The sequence below is a fragment of the Streptomyces sp. NPDC048671 genome (assembly GCF_055587045.1).
The window spans coordinates 12,921-32,942 of record NZ_JBVJHB010000010.1; the positions used below are offsets into that span (position 1 = coordinate 12,921).

Below are 20,022 nucleotides of genomic sequence, written 5' to 3' on the forward strand. Positions count from 1 at the left end.
GGGCCCGAGCTCCCGTCAGGAACGCCTGTCCCGCCCTACCCGGCACCGGGGAGGGCGGGACACGTACAACGCCGGGACAGGACTCAGGCGATTGCTCCGCCCGTACCCGTCGCTCCGCCGATGTAGTCGGTCATGGCCTTCCCGTCGTACACCGCGATGTCCACGTAAGCGCCTTCGGGCATGTCGAAGTCCCAGACGCCGCGGTCCACCACGGCCGACGTGCCCGGAGCCGCGTGCGTGCCGAGGCTGTGCGTACTGCCCTTGTACGAGTACTGGATGTGTACGTAGAACGTGTCGCCGTCGTTCTTGGTGTCATAGACGTAGAGCTTCTCGTCGTACGGATGGAACTCCACCTTGCCGATGAAATCACCGCCGGCCGAGAGCTCCATCTTGACGGCGTAACCTCCGGGGTCGCGCTGGAAGTACGTACCGTCGAACGGGTCGCTGAGCGTGCCGCCGCTGCACGGGCAGCTGCCCGTGTCGCGGTAGTACGTCTTGACCGTCGGGTTCGGGCTGTAGGCCTGGGCCGGCGCGGCCGTGCCGGCCAACGCCCCTGCCACCAGAGCCGTTCCGGTGAGCAGCCCGGCAATGCGTTGTTTGATCCTCATCCCGTTTCTTCCCCCGTTCGGACAGGTGCCGTTCGGCACTTGTCGGTCAACCCATGTCACTGTGGCAGACGGGGAAGAGGCGGGATAGCCCACGAATGGGTATAAGAATGAACCGAGTTGAGGAAGAGGAACTTCCGGGTCGGGATATTCCGTAAGGATGTGCGATTCGATATCGGTACCGGTACGGGTGTCGGTATCCGTATCGGTATCCGTGTCAGGAAGGATTCGGGAACGTCCTTCTCCTGGCCGGCTCTCTGCCGGGTATATCGCGGCTGGTGACCATGGCATCCACGGGGCACCACGCGACCGGGACCCCGCCGACCCGGCCGGTGGCTGCCCGCCCGGCCGTTGACCGCCCTCGCGTCTCACTAAGGTTGTCAGGTGCGGAATTTCGTCCGGGTGCGACATTGCCCGTGACCTCGACGGCCGAACCGCGTTAGGAGAGATGTGCCCAAGACTGTCATCTCGCAAGAGACCGCCGCCTCGCCGCCCGTGAAGCCCGTCCCCCCGCCTTTCCTGCTGACCACACGGCAAGGGGAGGCGGCGCGCGCGCTCCTCTCCTACGTGGCCGAACTGCCGCTCGCGTCCGTCGATGCGCAGTTCCTCGCCGTCGTCGTGGCCATCCGGGCCGCGCGGGGCGGCGTGGGCAACGTCACCGGAACCGACGTGCGCTCGTTGAAGCTGGAAGACCCGCGCCGGGCCGTGGCCGACCTGGAGGCCGTCGGATGGCAGGTGCCCGGTCCGCTGGTCGACGGTGACCAGGACGTCCCGGTGGGGATCCGGGTGCCGGACATGAGCAGTGAGACGGACCACCCGCTGCCCCTGGGCAAGGGAACACGGTCGCGGGTGTCGGGATGGGCCATGCGCGCGCGGATCGCGAAACCCGTCAAGAAGGCGTCGCCGGCCACCCGGCTGGCCGCCCTGTTCCTGGCGGCCCACAGCACCTCCGAGCTCCACGGGCAGATCCCCGCCCAGCTGCCGGAGGCCTGCCGCGCCGCCGTGCCCGAACTCGCGGTCAAGGGATTCCTCGCCGACCTCTCCGGCGACGCGTACCGGCTCGACCCGGTGGTGCGCCACCTCGCGGGCCTGTTCCGTACCCCCGCCGAGATCGCGGAGGAGGCGCGCGCCGAGGCGAGCCGGACGCCATCCGCCCCCGAACCGGAGCCGATCGGCCCGGCCGAGTGGGACGCGTGGAAGTCCGGTGTCAGTCCCGCTCTGCGGCGGCACGTCGAGGCGGTCGAACACTGCGCGCTGTGCCGGTTCTCCACCGGACGGGTCGCGAAGGCGTTCATGTACCCCCCCGCCGACATCCCCGCCCCCCGGTCCGTGCTCACCGCCTACGACGTCTGGGAGGACGGGCATCCCGACCGCGGTCCGCAGGCCGCGGGTTTCGCCGCGGCCTTCCGCGCCGAACACGGACACGGCCCCTCCTACGGCCAGCTGTGCAAGGGCCTGGGCTGGAAGCTGCCGCGGTCGCTGCGAGGCTTCGTCGTGCACCGGATCGTCGCCGAGGACTGGCTGACCGACACCTCACCGGTGCCGTGGACCCTGCGTCCGGGGAGGGTCGCCCAGGCCCATGGCATCGCCTTGCCGGGGCAGGCGGCCCGCAGCACCCGCTGACCGCGCCGCGGGGCTGTTCAGCGATCGAGCGGGGGCAGGCCGGCCAGGCCGGTCTCGGTCATGACGCGGGCCGTCGTGGCGGTCAGGCTGCTGTCCGGGCCGATCACGGATTCCGTGCCGCCGGGGAGCAGGTCACGGGGCCGGTACCAGTCGCGCAGCTCCGCCTCCCCGTACTCGTCCGCCTGCGGCTTCGTGGCGTGCCGTCGCACCGTCTCGGCGAAGTCGATGTCCAGGTAGTAGCAGTGGGTGCGGCCGCGGTGGTCCTCGCGCAGCCGCATGAGCATCGGCCCGTAGTGGCCGGCGTACAGGATGCCTTCGAGGACTACGTGGTACCCGGCGTCGAGCGAGTAGCGGACGACGGCGTCGATCAGGCCGATGTTCGCGGCGCCGGGGCGGTCGCGCTCGCGCAGGACCGTCCGGCGCAGGTTGTCCTGGCCGACCAGCGCCAGGCCGCGGCCGAACCGTTCCCGGAGGCCGGCGGCGATGCTCGACTTGCCCGAGGCGGAGTTGCCCCGCAGCAGGACGAGCCGGGTCTCGGCGGTTCCCACCTTCACCCGGGCCACGCTACCGCCGGGGGCGGGGGCCGGGCCGGGGCGAGGCCGGCGCGAGGGCGGGGCCGGGGGCTGGGCGGGGGTTCGTCAGATGGCTGACGCCTTCGTGGCGCCGCGTGCGGCGAGGGTCAGCTTCGCGGCGATGAGGAGCGCGGCGATGATGCCCGTGACGAGGACCGGCGAGGGCGTGAACGTCGCGGCGAGAACGGCGACGACCGCGACCGGATGCACGAGGTCGGCGGCCTCGCGCCGCACCGGGGTGGGGTGGTGCAGCAGCCACACGAGGGTGACGAAGACCGCGACCGGAACGGTGTAGGCCGCTGCCGCCGCGTGGTCGGAGAGGTGGCCGTGCCCCGCGGTGTGGGCCACGTTGAGCGCGAGGCCGGCGCCGACGGCGGCCGCCGAGGCGAAGACGAAGTAGTGCCCGTAGCCCCAGAGGAGCGCGATGCGGAGGGTGGTGAGCCGTCGGGGCGCACTCTGCGCGAAGTACAGCCACCACAGGGCGAAGACGGTCAGGATCCCCCCGACGACGAGCGCCGCGAGGTCACCGAGAGCCGCGTGGGTGTCGAGGGACGTGCGTACGGCACCGGTGGCGGCGGTGATCGACTCGCCGAGCACGATCAGCGTGAACAGGCCGTACCGCTCCGCGATGTGATGCGGGTGCCAGGTGGTGACGGCCGCCCGCTCGGCCCGGATGGGGACGGCGATCTCGGCGACCACGAGGACCGCGAACGTCGCGAGTCCGCTTCCTTCGGGCAGGGCGAGGCGGGCGACCCAGCCGACCTGCACCACGAGGATCCCCACGGCGTAGCGCAGACAGCTGCGGCGCCGTTCGGGGTCGGCACGGGCGGCGCGCAGCCACTGGGCGACCATGGCGAGCCGCATGATGACGTAGCCCCAGGTGATGACCGTGAAGTCCTCGTGCTGAACCGCCTCGGTCGCGCCGGCGGCCAGGACGAGCGCGCCGGTGATCTGTACGAGGGTGAGCAGCCGGTAGGGCACGTCGTCGGTGTCGTACGCGGAGGCGAACCAGGTGAAGTTCATCCAGGCCCACCAGATCGCGAAGAACACCATCGCGTAGCCGAGCACCCCGTGGCCGATGCGCCCCTCGGCGAGTTCGTGCTCGAACGCCGCCGCCGCTTGTGCCACGGCGGTGACGAAGCAGAGGTCGAAGAAGAGTTCCAGCATGGTCGCGGTGCGGTGCTGCTCGTCGGCCGGGCGGGCGACCATCGGCCGGTGCCACGCGGACTTGTCGCGGGCGGGCTGTGAATGGCTCATGGGCCCGCATTCTTCCCTTCGGGCGGGGCGGGACGCGGTTGATCGCGCCGGACGGTGAAGGGCGCCGCACTGGGTGACCGGCCGGAGCTCCTCTCCCGTTGGAACGTGCGACTGGGCCGGGTCGGCACGGACTTCCGGGACCCGGACCGTACGGCGCGTAGGGCGCGTAGGGCGCGGTGCTGCGGTCCACCGTTCGGGTGATCCATGGAGGATGGCGCTCCGTTGGGGGGCCAGGGGAACAGAGGGACTGCCCGTCCCCTGACGCTGGGCGTGCGGCGTGTCGCGGTTGCCCGGTTTGGCACAGTGCCGCTCCAAGATCAAGGAGCGGGGTGAGCGGGGTGAGCGGTGTGGCCGTTGTGGGGCAGCCCGGGGGGCGGCAGAGGCTGAGCGACCTGGGGGCCGGTGGGGGTGGCGGCGGGGACGAGCTGAGGCACAGCGACGGGGTGTGGGTGCGGGCCGCCGGTGGCGCGGAGGGGATGGCCGTGCACCTCGGGCCGGTGAGGACGGAGCTGGAGGTGGCGCACGAGGGCCTGCTCGCCGGTACGGCGGGGCTGAGCGCGCTTGCGGAGCTGGGGGCCGTACGGGAGTCGTGGGAGCGGCGCTTCGAGTCCGCGCGCCGGGAGTGCGGGTCCCTGGCCGGGAACCTGCGGGCCGTCGCACGGGCCCAGGGCGAGACGAACGAGACCGTGAGGTCGTCCTTCTCCGCCGTGGCGAGTCGCACGCACGGAGTCGAACGTTGACGCCGCAGGCCGCCCCGCTGACCTGGGGCCAGTTACGGGACCTGAAGTGCGCCGAGCTGGAGGGCGCGGCCGACGGCTGGGGGAAGGCGAGCAACCGCGCCGACGCCGGACGCGACCGGATCGAGAAGCAACTGCTGAACGGCTTGCGCGAGACCCAGCAGGGCGCGGCGGCGGACGCTGCGGTGGGCAGGCTGCGGCAGCTGGGCCGGAACCTGCAGTACGTGTACACGGAATGCGGCCTGGTCCGTACGGCCCTGAACAGCCTCGCCCACGAGATGAGGGCCCAGCAACGGGTGTTGCGGGACGCGTTGGACGAGGCGGAGGCGCTGAGGTTCACCGTGCACGCGGACGGCTCGGTGACCTACCCGGCGGCCGGGGAGGGCCTGATCGACGGGAAGCCGTTGGCGGGCGGCACGGCGTCGGTGGGGGCGGCGCCGGGACTGCTGCCGCCGTCGGGGCTGGTGGCCCCGAACCCGAACGCGGCCAAGGCGCAGGACATCGCGGACCGGGTGACGAAGGCCGTGCGGACGGCGGCCGAGATCGACTGGCGGTTCGCCGGAATCCTGCGAAAGCTGAAGGCCGAGGAGGGCCTGAAGGTCCCGGACCGGACGTGGACGGACGCGGCGCGCGACGCCGCATCGGTACGGGACGCGGCGCGCGGCTACCTGAAGGCGGGCATCCCGCTCGACGCGAGTCCGGCGGCGCGCCGGGCGTGGTGGGCGGGCCTGACGGACGAACAGCGCGAGGAGTACCTCGTGGTGTACCCGGACCAGATCGGCAACCTGGACGGCATCCCGGCCCTGGTCCGCGACGCGGCGAACCGCGACAACCTCCAACTGCTGATCGGCAAGCTGGAGGGGCGGGGCGATGCGAGGGCGGAGACGCAGTTGGCGGGGCTGCGGGAGATTGACCGGCAACTCCTGGCAGGCCATAGGCCTGGGGAGCCGCCCATGTATTTGCTTGGCATTGGAGATGAAGGGAATGGTCGCGCGATTGTTTCGTTTGGCAATCCAGATACGGCTAGGAATGTCGCTACGTACGTTCCAGGGTTGAATACTTCCCTTGACAAGGAGTTTGCGGATAGTGACCTAAAGCGGGCGCGTGATACGGCGATTGGTGCTCGATATTACGATCCATCGAGTGCGGCAATTGTGTGGCTTGGTTACGACGCGCCGCAGTCACCAGATGGGTTTAACAGTCTCGACGTGATGGGTGATGAGCGGGCCGAAAGAGGCGGAGTCTCTTTCAATCACTTCATGGCTGGTGTTTCTGTCACGAATGAGAACGAGAACCCCCATATGACGGCGATCGGGCATTCGTACGGTTCACGAACGGTTGGGGCAGCGACGCAGCATGGGGGTGGTATTCCAGGAGTAGATGACATTGTTCTGGTCGGAAGTCCGGGGGTGGGCGTTGACCACGCTGAGGACCTTGGAGTGGGCAAGGACCACGTATTCGTCGGTGCAGCAGAGAACGACATCGTGACCAAACTTCCATCGAAGCAGCAGGCTGCCATCGGCGCCGTCGGCTGGGCTGCCGCTGGCCCTCTTGGTGCACACCTTCTCGGTGAGGCGGCGGATCGGGGAGATGATGATCTTTGGTTCGGTAAAGACCCAGCAAGTAGAGCTTTCGGTGCTCGGCGTTTCCAAGTGGACGACGGGCCCAAGTTGGTAAGTGCCGAAGGTTTTTCGATTGATGCACACTCTCACTATTTCGATCCAAATAGAGATGCGGTGTCCGCGAACAATATTGCCCTTGTGGCAGCGGGGCGGCCGGGTAAGTTGAAGACCGAGGAGTATCGATGATGCGTGGTCTCGCCAGTGTGGTTATCGCGCTGGCGTCGTGTGCGTTAATCTCTTCGTGTGTCAGCGATGTTGGGAAAATGGGTGATGGTGAAAGGGGCGGCATGGATATGCAGGAAGCTGCTGAGCGCGCTGACGGGCTACTTGATGACGTTCTGGAAGAGATTCGCCCAGAAGTCCAGTGGACGCATGGTCCGACCACCACTGGGAGTTGCGATGTCACCCGCAGAAGGGTGATCATGACCACTATCTCCGCTGAGCGTCGCGGAAGCTTCTTGGGTCTGGTTGATCGGTTCTGGAGAAAGAGTGACTACAGGATCAAGGCCGTCAATAAGGATGTTGATGTGCCAGCAATCTTTGCGCAGACGAGGGATGGCTTCGGGGTTAGCCTGATCGTTGGGGGCAAGGGGCAGGTCTTTTTCGAGGTCGACAGCCCGTGTGTCCGAGAGTCAGAGGTTGCTGAGCCCATGGCTGAGCCGAACGGACCGAGCTACGCGGATGCTGAAGTCATTCCCCGCCCCAACGTCCACTCCGACTTCTGGTCCGCCGGAGCGTCCTGAGGGGCCATCAGTGACCCCAATGACTCGTACACACCGTCGAAACCACCCATGAACCCGTCCCGGATGGGGGATGGTTGAGGGGTGCGAAAATTCTGGATGGTGGGTGGGATCGGCGTCGGGGCCGCCATGTGCTTCGTGGCGTTGCTCGTCGTCGGTACGTACTCCGCCGCAGCCGGCCTCGGGGGCGGCGGCGGTGGGGCTGTTGGGCTGGCCAAGGGCGCCGTGCCGGCCAAGTATCAGCCGCTGGTGGAGAAGTGGGGCAACCTCTGTCCCGCCATCAACCCCGCCCTCCTGGCCGCCCAGCTGTACCAGGAGAGCGGCTGGGACCCGCACGCCGAGAGTCCGGCCGCCGCGCAGGGCATCGCGCAGTTCATCCCCGGGACCTGGGCCGGGCACGGGATCGACGGGAACAACGACGGCAACCGGGACGTCTGGGATCCCGCCGACGCGATTCCCTCCGCCGCGTCGTACGACTGCGAACTGGCCGGGTACGTAAAGAAGGTGCCGGGTGACGCGACGGACAACATGCTGGCCGCCTACAACGCCGGTGCGTACCGGGTGATCAAGTCGGGCGGGGTCCCGCACATCGCGGAGACGGAGAACTACGTCAAGATCATCCGCTCCCTGGAGAAGAGCTTCGCCAAGCCCGTGGGCCGCGTGCAGCCCTCGCAGCAGGCCGCGGGCGCGATCTACTTCGCGCAGAAGAAGCTCGGCACGAAGTACCTGTGGGGCGGCAACGGCACGGCCGAGCAGGGCGGGCGGTTCGACTGTTCGGGGCTGACGCAGGCCGCGTACCGGACGGTGGACATCGAGCTGCCGCGGGTGGCGAACGACCAGTACAACGCCGGGCCGCACCCCTCGCGCGACGAGCTGCTCCCCGGTGACCTGGTGTTCTTCTCCGACGACCTGACCAACTCACGGGCCATCCATCACGTCGGCCTGTACGTCGGCGGCGGGTACATGATCAACGCTCCGTACACTGGTGCCGTCATCAGGTTCGACAAGATCGACTCGCCCGACTACTTCGGTGCGACACGCGTCACCAAGGACGGTGCCGCCGCTCTTCCGACCACGCAGCCGGCGGCCTGACCGGTGGGCGGCGGTGGCCGGAACTCTCTGTGAAGCCTGGGCCCTGAGCTGCGACGATGAGTCACTCTTCGATAACGTCATGGTGATCATTCGGTGGAGAGTGGAACGTACGCACGGGACGCGTCGTTCTCTGGTTGGACCGGGGCCGCAGCCACTGACCGAGCGTCGTCCCACGTACGTGATCGAAGCGAACACGGGGGTTCGTCAAAGCGGTGCACATGGGTGTGTGCCGCAGTACCAACAGCAGACAAGGCAAGGGGCCGCGGCAGATGGCTGGACTCGCACTGGATGGGTCGAACCCCGACGTCAGCCTGCTCTACGACATCAACGGGCTCGCCAAGTCCGCTCCCACCTGGTTCGACCGGGTCATGGAGTTCATCGGCGAGTACGGGATCATGCTCGGCATGGTCCTGGTGGTCCTGTGGTGCTGGTGGAGTGTCCGCAGGCGCGGCACCTCCGAGGATTCGGTGACGGCTGTCTCCGGAATCGTCTGGGCGCCGCTCGCCGCGGGGATCGCACTGCTCATCAACATCCCGATCCGTGGATTCGTCGAACGGCCGCGGCCGTTCAAGGACCACCAGGGGCTGGACGTCCTGGTGGACGGGAAGAACGACTTCTCCTTCGTGAGCGACCACGCCACGATGGCGATGGCCCTCGGCGTCGGACTCTTCGTGGCGAACCGCAAGTTCGGCATCGCGGCGATCGGGCTCGCGCTGCTGGAGGGTTTCTGCCGGATCTATATGGGCGTTCACTACCCGACCGACGTCATCGGCGGTTTCGCCCTCGGCACGGCCGCCGCGCTGCTGCTCGCGCCGCTCGCGATGATGCTGCTGACGCCCCTGGTGGGTGCCGTCTCACGGTCTCCCCGGCTGGGCCGGCTCGTGCGGTCGCGCCGGCCGCTGTCGGCGGCAGAGGCCGGGAGCCGGGGCGAGGCCCTCGGGATTCCCGAGCCGCGGCCCGGATCGGGCGGCGGCGGGGACAGTGAGAAAGGACTCGCGGCGTAAGGGTTCAGACGCTTGAGGGCTCAGGTGCTTGACCACGCAGCCCCCGGAGGGCTCAGCCCCCGGAGGGTTCAGCCCCCGGAGGGTTCAGCCCCCGGAGGGTTCAGCCCCCGGAGGGTTCAGCCCCCGGAGGGCTCAGCCCCCGGAGGGCTCAGGTGCCTGCGCCACCGGAGGGCTCAGGTGACCGCGGGCGCTTGGCGGCTGTTCGCACTGGCCGCCCAGCGCTCAGAGCGACTGCGGGAACGTGAAGAAGCCGTCCGGGTCGTACGCCTTCTTCACGTCGCCCAGACGGGCGGCCGCCGTGCCGTAGTAGGCGTTCCGCCAGTCGGTCAGCGCCGGGTCCGCGTAGTTCTGGTACGCCGCTCCGGAGGCGTAACGGCGTAGCGCGGAATGGGTGTCTTTCAGCCAGTTCTGTTGGGTGCTGCCCGAGGTGCCGGGGCGCCAGGCGCCGATGTACTGGGCGAGCATCCGCGAACTCCGGTGGACGAACGCCGTGGCCTGCGGGTCGACCCGGTTGATGGCCCCGCCCAGCGCGGTGAGCGCGATCGAACCCCCGCCGCCCTGCGTCGCGTCGAGCCGGGTGAAGGCCTCCGTCCGGTCGAGGAGGGCCTGGACGCCGGCCGGGGGCAGCGAGTGGTCGTAGAAGTCGGATGCGGCCGCGTACGTCTCGCGCTGGAGGGTGCCCTGCGAGGTGCGGCCGGGTGTGGTGCCCGGCAGGTGGCACTGGGCGTCGGTGATGCCCGAGCAGCCCGCGTACACGAGCATCGCCTCCTGGTAGCTGCGGCGGCGCAGCGAGACGGAGGAGGCCGGGGCGCCGATCCGGTCGGCGAGGCGGTCGACGGCGTTCTGCAGATCGCCGTACGTGCCGAGGCTGAACGCCGCGACGGTCACGGTCGGGTTGCCGCCGCCGGGGCCCGCCGCGAGGTGGGCGGAGGACCAGATCTCGTCCGGCTGGTCCGGGCCCCACTCCTGCCAGGCCGTGATGACGGACCGGGCCCGCGACCACGGCCAGGACATGTACGCGGTGACGGTCCGCGGGGCGGGGCGGGTGCGGAAGCGGAGTTCGGTGACGACGCCGAAGTTGCCGTTGCCGGCGCCGCGCAGCGCCCAGAAGAGGTCCGAGTGGTGTTTGGCGTCTGCGGTGAGGGTCTTGCCGTCGGCGGTGATGATCGTCGCGGCGGTGAGGCTGTCACAGGTGAGGCCGTATGCGCGGGCTGCGACGCCGTGGCCGCCGCCGAGGGTGAGGCCGGAGATGGCGACCGTGGGGCAGGAGCCGCCGGGGATGGTCACGCCGTGCGCGGCGAGGCCCTGGTAGACGTCGAGGAGGCGGGCCCCCGCGCCGATCGTGCCGTTCCCGTCGACGCGGGAGAGTGACGAGACGTCAATGACGAGCCTGCCGTTGCCGCTCGACCAGCCGCCGTAGGAGTGGCCGCCGCTGCGGATGGCGACGGGTGTGGAGCTGCGCCGGGCGAAGGCCAGGCACTCGCGGATGTCGGCCTCGTGCCTGACGTAGGCGACGGCGGCCGGCTTCTGGCCGTCGTACCGGGTGTTGTAGAGCTGACGGGCGGTCCGGTAGGCCGCGTCGTCGGGGCGTACGAGGGATCCGTCGAGGCTCTTGGCCAGCGCGGGCCAGTCCGCCGGGCCGGAGGGTGCGGTCGTCGTCGGGGCGGCGGACGTGCCGGTGGCCGTCGGTGCGGCCGGGGTCGAGCCGCCGGTGGGGGTGCCGGATCCGGTGTCGTCGCAGGCGGCGGCGGTGGCTCCGGTGAGTACGGCTGCGGCGCCCGCGGTCAGGACGGTGCGCCGGTTCGGCAGGGTCATCGGACCTCCGGGGTGGGGGGACGGGTCCTCGTGGGGCATGGTGGGCGGCCCCGGTCAGGGGGCCGCGCGGTGCGCGTCGGCGTCGGCGCGGGCCCGGTCGCGGGATCGGCGGGCCGGTCCGGACCAGCCGCAGCCGCATCGGGCGGTGCAGAACGAGCCGCGTTCGACGGTGGTGGGTTCGTGGGCGGACCGGGCCGGTGGGGCGGCCGGTGGAACCTCGGCGGTGTGTTGGTCATACACGCGTCCACGGTACTGGGCGGGGCCGTCCGGCGGTGAGGGGTGGGCGGGCGGCGTTACGGGGGACAGGGGCGGTCGTTATCCGGAACGGGTGGGGGGCTCGGTAAGCGGCACGGCGTTGGGGGTTGGCAGGCGATGGTGGTGCGGCAGCACAGATCCGGAGGCGGGGCGCGCGCTGTGTGTGCCCTCGCCGCGATGGGCGTGATGGCGGCGGCCGCCGGTTGCTCGGGCGGTGGCGGGGACCGGGCCGCGGCTGACGACCGGGCCGGCGCCGGGGCCGTCGAAGCGGTGCGGCGGGCGGCGGTGGTGCTCGCCGGGACGGGGACCGGCGGCGCGTCCCCCGCGGGGAACTCGCGCACGGAGAACCGGTCCGTGGCCGCAACCGCCAAGGTGAGTACGTCGATGGAGACGGCTGCGGGCGGTACCAGGGTGACGATCAGGGGCAAGGGGACGTACGACTTCCGTACCCGGTCCGGCCGGCTCAGGGTCGTACTGCCGCAGGACGCCGCGGGCGAGGAGGAGCACCTGCCCATCACGGAACTGCTGACCCCCGGCGCGCTCTACATGCTGAACCGCGGCGCCGGGGTGCCCAAGGACAAGTGGGTCAGGATCGACACGACGGCACTGGCGGACGGCAACCTGGTGACCGGTGGGGTGACCGATCCGATGGCGGCGGCGGAGCTGCTGCGCGGGGCGCGCGCGGTGACGTATGTGGGCGAGACCGATCTGGCCGGGGTGACGGTGCGGCACTACCGGGGCACCACGGACATCGCGCGGGCCGCGCGGCAGGCATCGGCCCCCTCGCGGGGTGCGCTGACGGCGGCGGCGGAGGGGTTCCGCACGCAGACGGTGCCGTTCGACGCCTATCTGGACGAGCAGGGGCGGCTGCGCAAGGTGCGCCACCGGTTCAGCTTCGCCAACGAGGGGCCCGCGGTTGAGGTGGTGTCGACGACGTTGCTGTACGGGTTCGGGGTGGCGGTCTCCGTACCGATCCCGGACGGGCGCGACATCTACACCGGTGAGATCGAGACTGGTGAGATCGAGACCGGTGAGATCGAGCAGGGGCGGCAGCCGTGACCGCCCCGGACGGTTCGGGTCCCCGCGAGCCCGGCGTGACCGGGAGGGCGGGCCTCGGGGGCTGTCCGGCGGATCAGGGGCGGGCAGACCCTAGGCATCTGGCTGAGGCGAAATGGTCCGTCCGTGCCATGCGCGGTGCGTGGTGCGCTCCCTACCCTAGGAAGTCGGCGACGGCAGTGAGAGGTGAGTGACGTGGTGACGCTCAGCGCACGGACCGTATCGGACCATGTGGCGCTCGCCGAGATCGAGCTGTGCGGGGAGCTGATGATCGCGGCGTCGGCGGCGATCGGGGAACGGCTCAGCCCGGACCGCATCGACGAGGTGCTCGACGTCAAGGTGATCACCGAACGCACCACCGTCCCCCGGCAGGGAGAGCACCGGGGGTGACGGGGGTGACGGCGGTGACGGGGGCGGGGTGACGGGCCTGGCAGGGCCGACGCCGGCCCGGCCGGCGCGGCAGCGAGGCCGTGTCTCGGGTACGGCGAGTGCCGGTGTCTCAAGTACGGCGAGTGCCGTGTCTCAGGTACGCAGCAGCCGGGCGATGGCCTTGGTGGCCTCCTCGACCTTCGCGTCGATCTCCTCGCCGCCCTTGACCGCCGCATCGGCGACGCAGTGGCGCAGATGCTCCTCCAGCAGCTGGAGTGCGAAGGACTGGAGTGCCTTGGTGGAAGCCGATACCTGGGTGAGTATGTCGATGCAGTAGACGTCCTCGTCGACCATGCGCTGCAGGCCGCGGATCTGGCCCTCGATGCGCCGCAGGCGCTTGAGGTGCTCCGCCTTCTGGTGGTGGTAGCCGTGTATGCCCCGGTCGTGATCGGTGACGATCGCGTCCGCGGGAGCCGTGGCGTCCGCCGGGGTCGTGACGTCCGCGGCGTCCGGCGACTGGGCCGCCCCGGCGGCCTCGGTGGTGGTCATTACTGCCTCCCGTTTTCCCTTTACCCTGCCGTTTATATACCCCTGGTGGGTATATCTTAACGAATTCAGCTGAAACGTGACCGGGGCCCCGTGCTGATCACTCTGCCTGATGCGCGACACTGAAGAATGCCGGTTAGCCGTGGCCGGATGATGCGCCTAGCATCAGCCTGACCGAATCCAAAGCACCCCGAGGACCCCACGTGCGCTTTCGTCTGACCCCCAGGGAGACGAGCTTCTACGACATGTTCTCCGCGTCTGCGGACAACATCGTCACGGGCTCGAAACTCCTGATGGAACTGCTCGGGGCGGATTCTGCCTCCCGAGTCGAGATCGCGGAGCGTATGCGGGCAGCGGAGCACGCGGGGGATGACGCCACCCACGCGATCTTCCACCAGCTGAACTCCTCCTTCATTACGCCGTTCGACCGCGAGGACATTTACAATCTCGCGTCGTCGCTCGACGACATCATGGACTTCATGGAGGAGGCAGTCGACCTCGTCGTGCTGTACCAGGTCGATGAGCTCCCCAAGGGTGTCGAGCAGCAGGTCGAGGTTCTGGCACGGGCGGCGGAACTCACCGCCGCGGCCATGCCGAATCTGCGGACCATGGACAACCTCACCGAGTACTGGATCGAGGTCAACCGCCTTGAGAACCAGGCCGACCAGATCCACCGCAAGCTGCTCGCCCAGCTCTTCAACGGCAAGTACGACGCCATGGAGGTGCTGAAGCTGAAGCAGATCGTGGACGTCCTGGAAGAGGCTGCCGACGCATTCGAGCACGTCGCGAACACGGTGGAGACCATCGCGGTCAAGGAGTCCTGAACCACGTGGACACCTTTGTACTGGTCGTGACCATCGGCGTCGCGCTCGGTTTCACGTATACGAACGGCTTCCACGACTCGGCGAACGCCATCGCCACCTCGGTCTCCACCCGGGCGCTCACCCCGCGTGCGGCACTGGCCATGGCGGCGGTGATGAACCTCGCCGGCGCGTTCCTCGGCAGCGGGGTCGCCAAGACCGTCAGTGAGGGCCTCATCGCGACGCCCGAGGGCGACAAGGGGATGGGAATCCTCTTCGCCGCGCTGGTCGGCGCGATCATCTGGAACCTGGTCACCTGGTACTTCGGCCTGCCGTCGTCGTCCTCCCATGCCCTGTTCGGCGGCATGGTCGGCGCCGCGCTCGCGGGCGGGACGCTGGTGCACTGGAGCGGGGTGCTCGACAAGGTCGTCATCCCGATGTTCATCTCGCCGGTGATCGGCCTGGTGGTCGGCTATCTGGTGATGGTCGCCATCATGTGGATGTTCCGGAAGTCCAACCCGCACAAGGCCAAGCGCGGTTTCCGGATCGCGCAGACGGTCTCGGCCGCGGGCATGGCGCTCGGTCACGGTCTGCAGGACGCGCAGAAGACGATGGGCATCGTGGTGATGGCCCTGGTCATCTCCGGCCACGAGAAGTACAGCGACCCGATCCCGGTCTGGGTGAAGCTCGTCTGCGCGCTGATGCTGTCGCTGGGTACGTACGCGGGCGGCTGGCGCATCATGCGGACGCTCGGCCGCAAGATCATCGAGCTGGACCCGCCGCAGGGTTTCGCCGCGGAGACGACGGGGGCGTCGATCATGTTCGGCTCGGCGTTCCTGTTCCACGCGCCGATCTCGACGACGCATGTCATCACCTCGGCGATCATGGGTGTGGGCGCCACGAAGCGGGTGAACGCGGTGCGGTGGGGTGTCGCGAAGAACATCATCCTGGGGTGGTTCATCACGATGCCGGCCGCGGCGCTGGTCGCCGCGGCGAGCTACGGGATCGTCGTGCTGCTGTTCGGCTGACGCCGACCTGGGTTCGGCTGACGCCGACCCGGGCACCACGGGCTTGATGTGGGTCCGCCCCGCTCTCTCATGGAGAGCGGGGCGGACCCTTCGCCTTGTGGTGGCACCGCCATGCAGCACCCCAAGGCCGTCTGTGGGAGAGGTTCCGGCTCAGCCGAAGCGGCCGGAGATGTAGTCCTCCGTCGCCTGGACCGACGGGTTGGAGAAGATACGTTCCGTCTCGTCTATCTCCACGAGCTTGCCGGGCATACCGACCGCCGCGAGGTTGAAGAACGCCGTGCGGTCCGAGACGCGGGCCGCCTGCTGCATGTTGTGCGTCACGATGACGATCGTGAAGCGTTCCTTCAGCTCGCCGATCAGGTCCTCGATGGCGAGGGTGGAGATCGGGTCGAGGGCGGAGCACGGCTCGTCCATCAGCAGCACGTCCGGCTCGACCGCGATCGCGCGGGCGATGCACAGCCGCTGCTGCTGGCCGCCGGAGAGGCCGGAGCCGGGCTTGTTCAGCCGGTCCTTGACCTCGTTCCAGAGGTTCGCGCCGCGCAGCGACTTCTCCACGACGTCGTTCAGGGCGTTCTTGCGGTACGTGCCGTTCAGCCGCAGGCCCGCCGCGACGTTGTCGAAGATCGACATGGTCGGGAACGGGTTCGGGCGCTGGAAGACCATGCCGACCGTCCGGCGCACGGTGACCGGGTCGACGCCGGAGCCGTACAGGTCCTCGTCGTCCAGCAGCACCTTGCCCTCGACGCGGCCGCCGGGGGTGACCTCGTGCATCCGGTTCAGGGTGCGCAGGAAGGTGGACTTGCCGCAGCCGGACGGGCCGATGAAGGCGGTCACGGAGCGGGGTTCCACGGTCATGGAGATGTCGTCGATCGCCTTGTGGGCACCGTAGTAGGCCGACAGGCCACTGATGTCTATGCGCTTGGCCATCTGAATCACTGCTTTCCGTCGGCCTCAGCGGCCGGTCTTCGGCGCCTTCCAGCGGGCTATGCCGCGGGCCACCAGGTTGAGGATCATGACGAAGGCGATCAGGACCAGGGCGGCGGCCCAGGCGCGGTCGTACGACGCGGTCTCGCCGATCTTGTACTGCTCGTAGATGTAGAACGGCAGTGAGGACTGGGCGCCTTCGAAGGGGTTCGGGTTGATCAGCTGGCTGCCGAAGACCAGCAGGATGATCGGTGCGGTCTCTCCGGCGATGCGCGCGATGGCGAGCATGACGCCGGTGGCGATGCCGCCGATCGCGGTCGGCAGGACCACCTTCAGGATGGTCCGCCACTTCGGGATGCCGAGGGCGAGGGAGGCCTCGCGGAGCTCGTTCGGTACGAGCTTCAGCATCTCCTCGGTGGAGCGGACCACGACCGGGATCATCAGGATCGTCAGGGCCAGCGCGCCCATCAGCCCGGAGGGTTCGAGACCCGCGATCAGCATGATCGAGAGGATGAACAGGCCGGCCACGATGGACGGGATGCCGGTCATCACGTCGACGAAGAAGGTGACGGCCTTGGCGAGCGAGCCCCTGCCGTACTCCACCAGGTAGACCGCGGTGAGCAGGCCGAGCGGGGCGGAGATCACCGTGGCGATGCCGACCTGTTCCAGCGTGCCGATCAGCGCGTGGTAGACACCGCCGCTGTCCTCGGACCCCAGCACGCCGGCCATCGAGTGGGTCAGGAAGTAGAGGTCCAGGCGGCCCGAGCCGCGGCTGACGGTCGTCCACAGGAGGGAGGCCAGCGGGACGATGGCGATCAGGAAGCACACCCACACCAGGCTGGTGGCGAGGCGGTCCTTGGCCTGCCGCCGGTTCTCCACGACGCTGGTCGCGACGTACGAGATCACCAGGAAGAGCAGCGCGGAGACCAGGCCCCACTGGACGCGGCTGTGCCAGCCGGCGGCCGCACCGGTGCCGACGCCGAGGGCGACCGACAGGGCGGCGAAGCCGAGCGGGGCCAGGCGGGGGAGCGTACGGCTGCTGAGGCTGTTGCCCGGTGCGGGCGGTGTGGGCGTCGGGCGGTCCTGGACGCTGGTGGAAGTGTGGCTCATGCGTTGGCCCCCGAGTACTCCTTGCGGCGGGCGATGATGAGCCGCGCGGCGCCGTTGACCAGCAGGGTGAGGACGAAGAGGACCAGGCCGGAGGCGATCAGGGCGTCGCGCCCGAACGCGTCGGCCTCGCCGAACTTCGCGGCGATGTTCTGGGCGAACGTCCCGCCGCCCGGGTTGAGCACATGCAGCGAGATGAGGAAGCTCGGCGACAGGACCGTGGCGACGGCCATCGTCTCGCCGAGCGCGCGGCCCAGGCCCAGCATCGAGGCGGAGATCACGCCGGAGCGGCCGAACGGCAGCACCGAGAGGCGGATGACCTCCCAGCGGGTGGCGCCGAGCGCGAGCGCTGCTTCCTCGTTCATCTTCGGGACCTGGAGGAAGACCTCGCGGCTGACGCTTGTCACGATCGGCAGGATCATGATCGCGAGCAGGATGCCGACGGTGAAGAGCGAGCGGGCGACGCCGACCTCGGTCTTCTCGAAGATGTACGTCCAGCCGAAGAACTGGTCGAGCCAGAGGTTGAGGCCTTCGAGATACGGCACGAGGACGAGCGCGCCCCAGATGCCGTAGACGATGCTGGGCACCGCGGCGAGGAGATCGACGACGTACGCGATCGGGGCGGCCAGTCTGCGCGGCGCGTAGTGCGAGATGAAGAGGGCGATGCCGACAGCGATCGGAACCGCGATGACCATCGCGATGATCGAGCTGACGACGGTCCCGAAGAGCAGGACCGCGATGCCGAAGACGGGGGGGCTGCCGGCCGGGTTCCAGTCGAAGGTGGTGAAGAAGTTGCCTTCGTCCTTCGAGATGGCGATGCCGGCGCGGTAGCTGAGGAACACGGCGATCGACGCCATGAGCACGAGCAGCAGGATGCCGGAGCCCTGTGACAGGCCCAGGAATATCTTGTCGCCGAGGCGACCGGTCGGCCCGGGGCGGGTGCGCCCGCCCGGCCGGGCCGGTGGTGTCTCTGTCTGTGTGGTGGAAGCCATGGTCTTTCCGGTCTGTGTGGGGGAGCGGAGGGCTCCCCTGGCGGCGGTGCACCGGATGGGGGTGGTGGGGGCCGGCCGGTCCGGAGGGGTGTACCGGACCGGCCCGCCTGTTGCGTCTGCGTCTGCGTTGGTACCTGTGGTGCGGTTCGGTTACGAGAGGGAGGCGACCGTCTCGCGGACCTTGGTGTTGATCGCCTCGGGGATCGGGGCGTACCCGGCCTCGGTGAGGAGCTGCTGGCCCTCGGCGGAGGCGGTGTAGCCCAGGAAGGACTTGACGGTGTCGAGGGTGTCGGCCTTGTTGCCGGTGTCGCAGACGACCTCGTACGTCACCAGGACCAGCGGGTAGGCGCCCTCGGCCTTGGTGGTGTAGTCGAGGTCGAGCGCCAGGTCCTTGCCGGTGCCCTTGACCTTGGCGGCGGCGATGGCCTTGGAGGCGTTCTCCGAGGAGGCCTTGACCGGGGTGGCGCCGCCGGTTTCGATGTCGACGGTGGCGATCTTCTGCGACGAGGCGTAGGAGAGCTCGAAGTAACCGATCGAACCGTCGACCGCCTTCACCTGGGAGGCGACACCGGAGGAGCCGGACGCGGCCTGGCCACCGGGGGCCGGCCACTTCTTCTCGGCCTCGTACTTCCAGTCGCCCGGGGCGGTGGCGGCGAGGTACTTGCCCAGGTTCTGGGTGGTGCCGGAGTCCTCGGAGCGGTGGAAGGGCTGGATCGGCTTGTCCGGGAGCTTGGCGCCGGGGTTGAGCTTGGTGATCGCCTCGTCGTTCCACTTCTTGATCTTGGTGTCGAAGATCTTGGCGAGCGTCGGGGCGTCCAGCGTCAGGCTGTCGACACCTTCGAGGTGGAAGCCGACCGCGATGGGGCCGCCGACCATCGGGAGGTTGATGCCCTGGCCGGTCTTGCAGATCTTCTTCGAGTCGGCGACCTCTTCGGGCTTCAGCGCCGAGTCGGAGCCGGCGAAGCCGACGGTGCCCTGGTTGAAGGCGACGATGCCCTCGCCGGACGAGGAAGAGTTGTAGTTGATCTCCACGCCGGAGCAGGCGGCCATGTAGTCCTTGACCCACAGGTCCATGGCGTTCTTCTGGGCGCTGGAGCCGGAGGCGCGCAGCTGGCCCTTGGCGCCGTCGCACTTGACGTTCGAGGCGGCCTTGGTCTTGCTGCCGCTCCCGCCGGTGTCGCCGCCGCTGTTGTTGTCCGAACCGCACGCCGTGAGGACCAGGGCGCCGGAGACGGCGAGGGCACCGAGCGCGGTGGCACGAAGCCGGTTCTTGCGCTGAAGCTTCACTTTCGGGTGTTCCTTCCAGGAGCCGCCGAGGTTGTTTTCGTTCTACGACGGCGTGCGAGGTGATGGGTGGTGCGGAAGTCTTGGCCGGTGCGGGGTTTCCCGGGTGATGCGGTGGTTCGCCGCGCACCGTGTACTGCCGAAATTAGGCAGAGCAGGTGAAGCGGTTTGCGGGGGTGGGTGAACGGAGGGTGAACCGTGTCGGGCGGCCTGGTTCCGGGCGGTGGGGTCCCTCGGACCGGGGTGCGCAGGGTCGGGCCCGAGCGTGGCTTGGTGCGGGCCGGTGCGGGAGTCTGTGCGCAACCCGTGGGAGTAGCGCCGAGGCAAGCCCAAAAGCCGCCAGTACTTGATCTTGACGGGTCTTCTCGGCGCCCGGTGTGAGCGCCGAGGGCGTTGACGCGGTTCTCGTACTCGCGGCGGGCTTTGCGCCGCGCCGGGATGGCCGAGGCCGGCGATGGAATTGCCGCCCAGGTACGCAGCGCGCACGGCGGCCATGGTCTTCTCGTCCTTGGCGGCCGGGCGGCGCCTGCCCTTGTTGCCTGTGGCCTCAGAGGCCCGCAGTCGGTTGTGGATCAGCTCGCGCTGGAGGCCGCG

The 20,022-nt window shown here is 69.2% G+C and carries 20 protein-coding genes; 10 read left to right on the forward strand and 10 right to left on the reverse strand.

What is annotated here, in order from left to right; translation table 11 throughout:
* Nucleotides 1–83: 83 nt before the first annotated feature.
* Nucleotides 84–608: a hypothetical protein gene (locus ACZ6S6_RS20900; RefSeq protein WP_362964326.1), complete on the reverse strand. Its 525-nt coding sequence runs from the start codon at nucleotides 606–608 to the stop codon at nucleotides 84–86.
* 447 nt (nucleotides 609–1,055) lie between these two features.
* Between ACZ6S6_RS20900 and ACZ6S6_RS20905 the strand changes: the two genes are divergently transcribed.
* The gene (locus ACZ6S6_RS20905) at nucleotides 1,056–2,228 is read left to right on the forward strand and encodes a hypothetical protein (protein ID WP_469706541.1); all 1,173 of its coding nucleotides are present in this window, start codon (nucleotides 1,056–1,058) and stop codon (nucleotides 2,226–2,228) included.
* A gap of 17 nt (nucleotides 2,229–2,245) precedes the next feature.
* Here ACZ6S6_RS20905 and ACZ6S6_RS20910 read toward each other — a convergent pair whose 3' ends face one another.
* Both ACZ6S6_RS20910 and ACZ6S6_RS20915 read right to left on the reverse strand, forming a co-directional pair.
* A complete protein-coding gene (locus tag ACZ6S6_RS20910) occupies nucleotides 2,246–2,791 on the reverse strand; it encodes an AAA family ATPase (protein WP_362964330.1) in 546 nt (181 codons plus the stop codon).
* Nucleotides 2,792–2,866: 75 nt separating this feature from the next.
* Entirely contained in the window at nucleotides 2,867–4,057 is a 1,191-nt protein-coding gene (locus ACZ6S6_RS20915; RefSeq protein WP_469706542.1) for a low temperature requirement protein A, read from the reverse strand.
* 329 nt (nucleotides 4,058–4,386) lie between these two features.
* On the opposite strand from ACZ6S6_RS20915, the gene ACZ6S6_RS20920 reads away from it, so the two are divergent.
* The 5 genes from ACZ6S6_RS20920 (at nucleotide 4,387) to ACZ6S6_RS20940 (ending at nucleotide 9,252) form a co-directional block, all read left to right on the forward strand.
* On the forward strand, nucleotides 4,387–4,797 hold the full coding sequence (locus tag ACZ6S6_RS20920; protein WP_469706543.1) for a hypothetical protein: 411 nt from the start codon (nucleotides 4,387–4,389) through the stop codon (nucleotides 4,795–4,797).
* Nucleotides 4,794–6,602, forward strand: coding sequence for an alpha/beta hydrolase (locus ACZ6S6_RS20925; protein WP_469706544.1), 1,809 nt, complete (start codon nucleotides 4,794–4,796; stop codon nucleotides 6,600–6,602). Before ACZ6S6_RS20920 ends, ACZ6S6_RS20925 begins: the two co-directional genes overlap by 4 nt.
* Nucleotides 6,602–7,159, forward strand: a complete 558-nt coding sequence (locus ACZ6S6_RS20930) for a hypothetical protein (RefSeq protein ID WP_469706737.1) — start codon at nucleotides 6,602–6,604, stop codon at nucleotides 7,157–7,159. Before ACZ6S6_RS20925 ends, ACZ6S6_RS20930 begins: the two co-directional genes overlap by 1 nt.
* Before the next feature lie 96 nt (nucleotides 7,160–7,255).
* Nucleotides 7,256–8,248 carry a C40 family peptidase gene (locus tag ACZ6S6_RS20935; RefSeq protein ID WP_469706738.1) on the forward strand — a complete coding sequence of 331 codons (993 nt, stop codon included), beginning with the start codon at nucleotides 7,256–7,258 and terminating at the stop codon, nucleotides 8,246–8,248.
* Nucleotides 8,249–8,517: 269 nt separating this feature from the next.
* Nucleotides 8,518–9,252 (forward strand): phosphatase PAP2 family protein, encoded by a 735-nt coding sequence (locus ACZ6S6_RS20940; RefSeq protein WP_362964338.1) that lies wholly within the window; start codon nucleotides 8,518–8,520, stop codon nucleotides 9,250–9,252.
* 222 nt (nucleotides 9,253–9,474) lie between these two features.
* Here the strand turns inward: ACZ6S6_RS20940 and ACZ6S6_RS20945 are convergent, their stop codons facing one another.
* Nucleotides 9,475–11,067: an FAD-binding oxidoreductase gene (locus ACZ6S6_RS20945; protein ID WP_362964340.1), complete on the reverse strand. Its 1,593-nt coding sequence runs from the start codon at nucleotides 11,065–11,067 to the stop codon at nucleotides 9,475–9,477.
* 54 nt (nucleotides 11,068–11,121) lie between these two features.
* Nucleotides 11,122–11,307 (reverse strand): hypothetical protein, encoded by a 186-nt coding sequence (locus ACZ6S6_RS20950; protein ID WP_362964342.1) that lies wholly within the window; start codon nucleotides 11,305–11,307, stop codon nucleotides 11,122–11,124.
* A 132-nt stretch (nucleotides 11,308–11,439) separates the two neighbouring features.
* Between ACZ6S6_RS20950 and ACZ6S6_RS20955 the strand changes: the two genes are divergently transcribed.
* Both ACZ6S6_RS20955 and ACZ6S6_RS20960 read left to right on the forward strand, forming a co-directional pair.
* The gene (locus tag ACZ6S6_RS20955; protein ID WP_469706545.1) at nucleotides 11,440–12,381 is read left to right on the forward strand and encodes an SCO4651 family lipoprotein; all 942 of its coding nucleotides are present in this window, start codon (nucleotides 11,440–11,442) and stop codon (nucleotides 12,379–12,381) included.
* A 192-nt stretch (nucleotides 12,382–12,573) separates the two neighbouring features.
* Nucleotides 12,574–12,768, forward strand: coding sequence for a hypothetical protein (locus ACZ6S6_RS20960; RefSeq protein ID WP_469706547.1), 195 nt, complete (start codon nucleotides 12,574–12,576; stop codon nucleotides 12,766–12,768).
* A 132-nt stretch (nucleotides 12,769–12,900) separates the two neighbouring features.
* Here the strand turns inward: ACZ6S6_RS20960 and ACZ6S6_RS20965 are convergent, their stop codons facing one another.
* The gene (locus ACZ6S6_RS20965) at nucleotides 12,901–13,296 is read right to left on the reverse strand and encodes a metal-sensitive transcriptional regulator (protein WP_362964348.1); all 396 of its coding nucleotides are present in this window, start codon (nucleotides 13,294–13,296) and stop codon (nucleotides 12,901–12,903) included.
* Nucleotides 13,297–13,496: 200 nt separating this feature from the next.
* Here ACZ6S6_RS20965 and ACZ6S6_RS20970 point away from each other — a divergent pair, with 200 nt between their 5' ends.
* Both ACZ6S6_RS20970 and ACZ6S6_RS20975 read left to right on the forward strand, forming a co-directional pair.
* Nucleotides 13,497–14,117 (forward strand): DUF47 domain-containing protein, encoded by a 621-nt coding sequence (locus ACZ6S6_RS20970; RefSeq protein WP_024493297.1) that lies wholly within the window; start codon nucleotides 13,497–13,499, stop codon nucleotides 14,115–14,117.
* A gap of 5 nt (nucleotides 14,118–14,122) precedes the next feature.
* Nucleotides 14,123–15,121 (forward strand): inorganic phosphate transporter, encoded by a 999-nt coding sequence (locus ACZ6S6_RS20975; protein WP_362964350.1) that lies wholly within the window; start codon nucleotides 14,123–14,125, stop codon nucleotides 15,119–15,121.
* A gap of 150 nt (nucleotides 15,122–15,271) precedes the next feature.
* Here the strand turns inward: ACZ6S6_RS20975 and pstB are convergent, their stop codons facing one another.
* From pstB to pstS, 4 genes are all read right to left on the reverse strand, one after another.
* The gene (gene pstB, locus ACZ6S6_RS20980) at nucleotides 15,272–16,048 is read right to left on the reverse strand and encodes a phosphate ABC transporter ATP-binding protein PstB (protein WP_362964352.1); all 777 of its coding nucleotides are present in this window, start codon (nucleotides 16,046–16,048) and stop codon (nucleotides 15,272–15,274) included.
* A 24-nt stretch (nucleotides 16,049–16,072) separates the two neighbouring features.
* Complete coding sequence (gene pstA, locus ACZ6S6_RS20985; protein WP_362964354.1) at nucleotides 16,073–17,155, reverse strand: phosphate ABC transporter permease PstA; 1,083 nt, start codon at nucleotides 17,153–17,155, stop codon at nucleotides 16,073–16,075.
* Nucleotides 17,152–18,144, reverse strand: coding sequence for a phosphate ABC transporter permease subunit PstC (pstC, locus tag ACZ6S6_RS20990; RefSeq protein WP_362964356.1), 993 nt, complete (start codon nucleotides 18,142–18,144; stop codon nucleotides 17,152–17,154). The genes pstA and pstC overlap by 4 nt, the downstream gene beginning before the upstream one ends.
* A gap of 150 nt (nucleotides 18,145–18,294) precedes the next feature.
* Nucleotides 18,295–19,431: a phosphate ABC transporter substrate-binding protein PstS gene (gene pstS, locus ACZ6S6_RS20995; RefSeq protein ID WP_362964358.1), complete on the reverse strand. Its 1,137-nt coding sequence runs from the start codon at nucleotides 19,429–19,431 to the stop codon at nucleotides 18,295–18,297.
* Nucleotides 19,432–20,022: the final 591 nt, after the last annotated feature.

Bases quoted from the DNA above. Each gene is read 5' to 3' on its own strand.
- ACZ6S6_RS20900 (WP_362964326.1), bottom strand. From the start codon at position 608: ATGAGGATCAAACAACGCATTGCCGGGCTGCTCACCGGAACGGCTCTG.
- ACZ6S6_RS20915 (WP_469706542.1), bottom strand. From the start codon at position 4,057: ATGAGCCATTCACAGCCCGCCCGCGACAAGTCCGCGTGGCACCGGCCG.
- ACZ6S6_RS20930 (WP_469706737.1), top strand. From the start codon at position 6,602: ATGCGTGGTCTCGCCAGTGTGGTTATCGCGCTGGCGTCGTGTGCGTTA.
- ACZ6S6_RS20935 (WP_469706738.1), top strand. From the start codon at position 7,256: ATGGTGGGTGGGATCGGCGTCGGGGCCGCCATGTGCTTCGTGGCGTTG.
- ACZ6S6_RS20940 (WP_362964338.1), top strand. From the start codon at position 8,518: ATGGCTGGACTCGCACTGGATGGGTCGAACCCCGACGTCAGCCTGCTC.
- ACZ6S6_RS20945 (WP_362964340.1), bottom strand. From the start codon at position 11,067: ATGACCCTGCCGAACCGGCGCACCGTCCTGACCGCGGGCGCCGCAGCC.
- ACZ6S6_RS20955 (WP_469706545.1), top strand. From the start codon at position 11,440: ATGGTGGTGCGGCAGCACAGATCCGGAGGCGGGGCGCGCGCTGTGTGT.
- ACZ6S6_RS20965 (WP_362964348.1), bottom strand. From the start codon at position 13,296: ATGACCACCACCGAGGCCGCCGGGGCGGCCCAGTCGCCGGACGCCGCG.
- pstB (WP_362964352.1), bottom strand. From the start codon at position 16,048: ATGGCCAAGCGCATAGACATCAGTGGCCTGTCGGCCTACTACGGTGCC.
- pstA (WP_362964354.1), bottom strand. From the start codon at position 17,155: ATGAGCCACACTTCCACCAGCGTCCAGGACCGCCCGACGCCCACACCG.
- pstC (WP_362964356.1), bottom strand. From the start codon at position 18,144: ATGGCTTCCACCACACAGACAGAGACACCACCGGCCCGGCCGGGCGGG.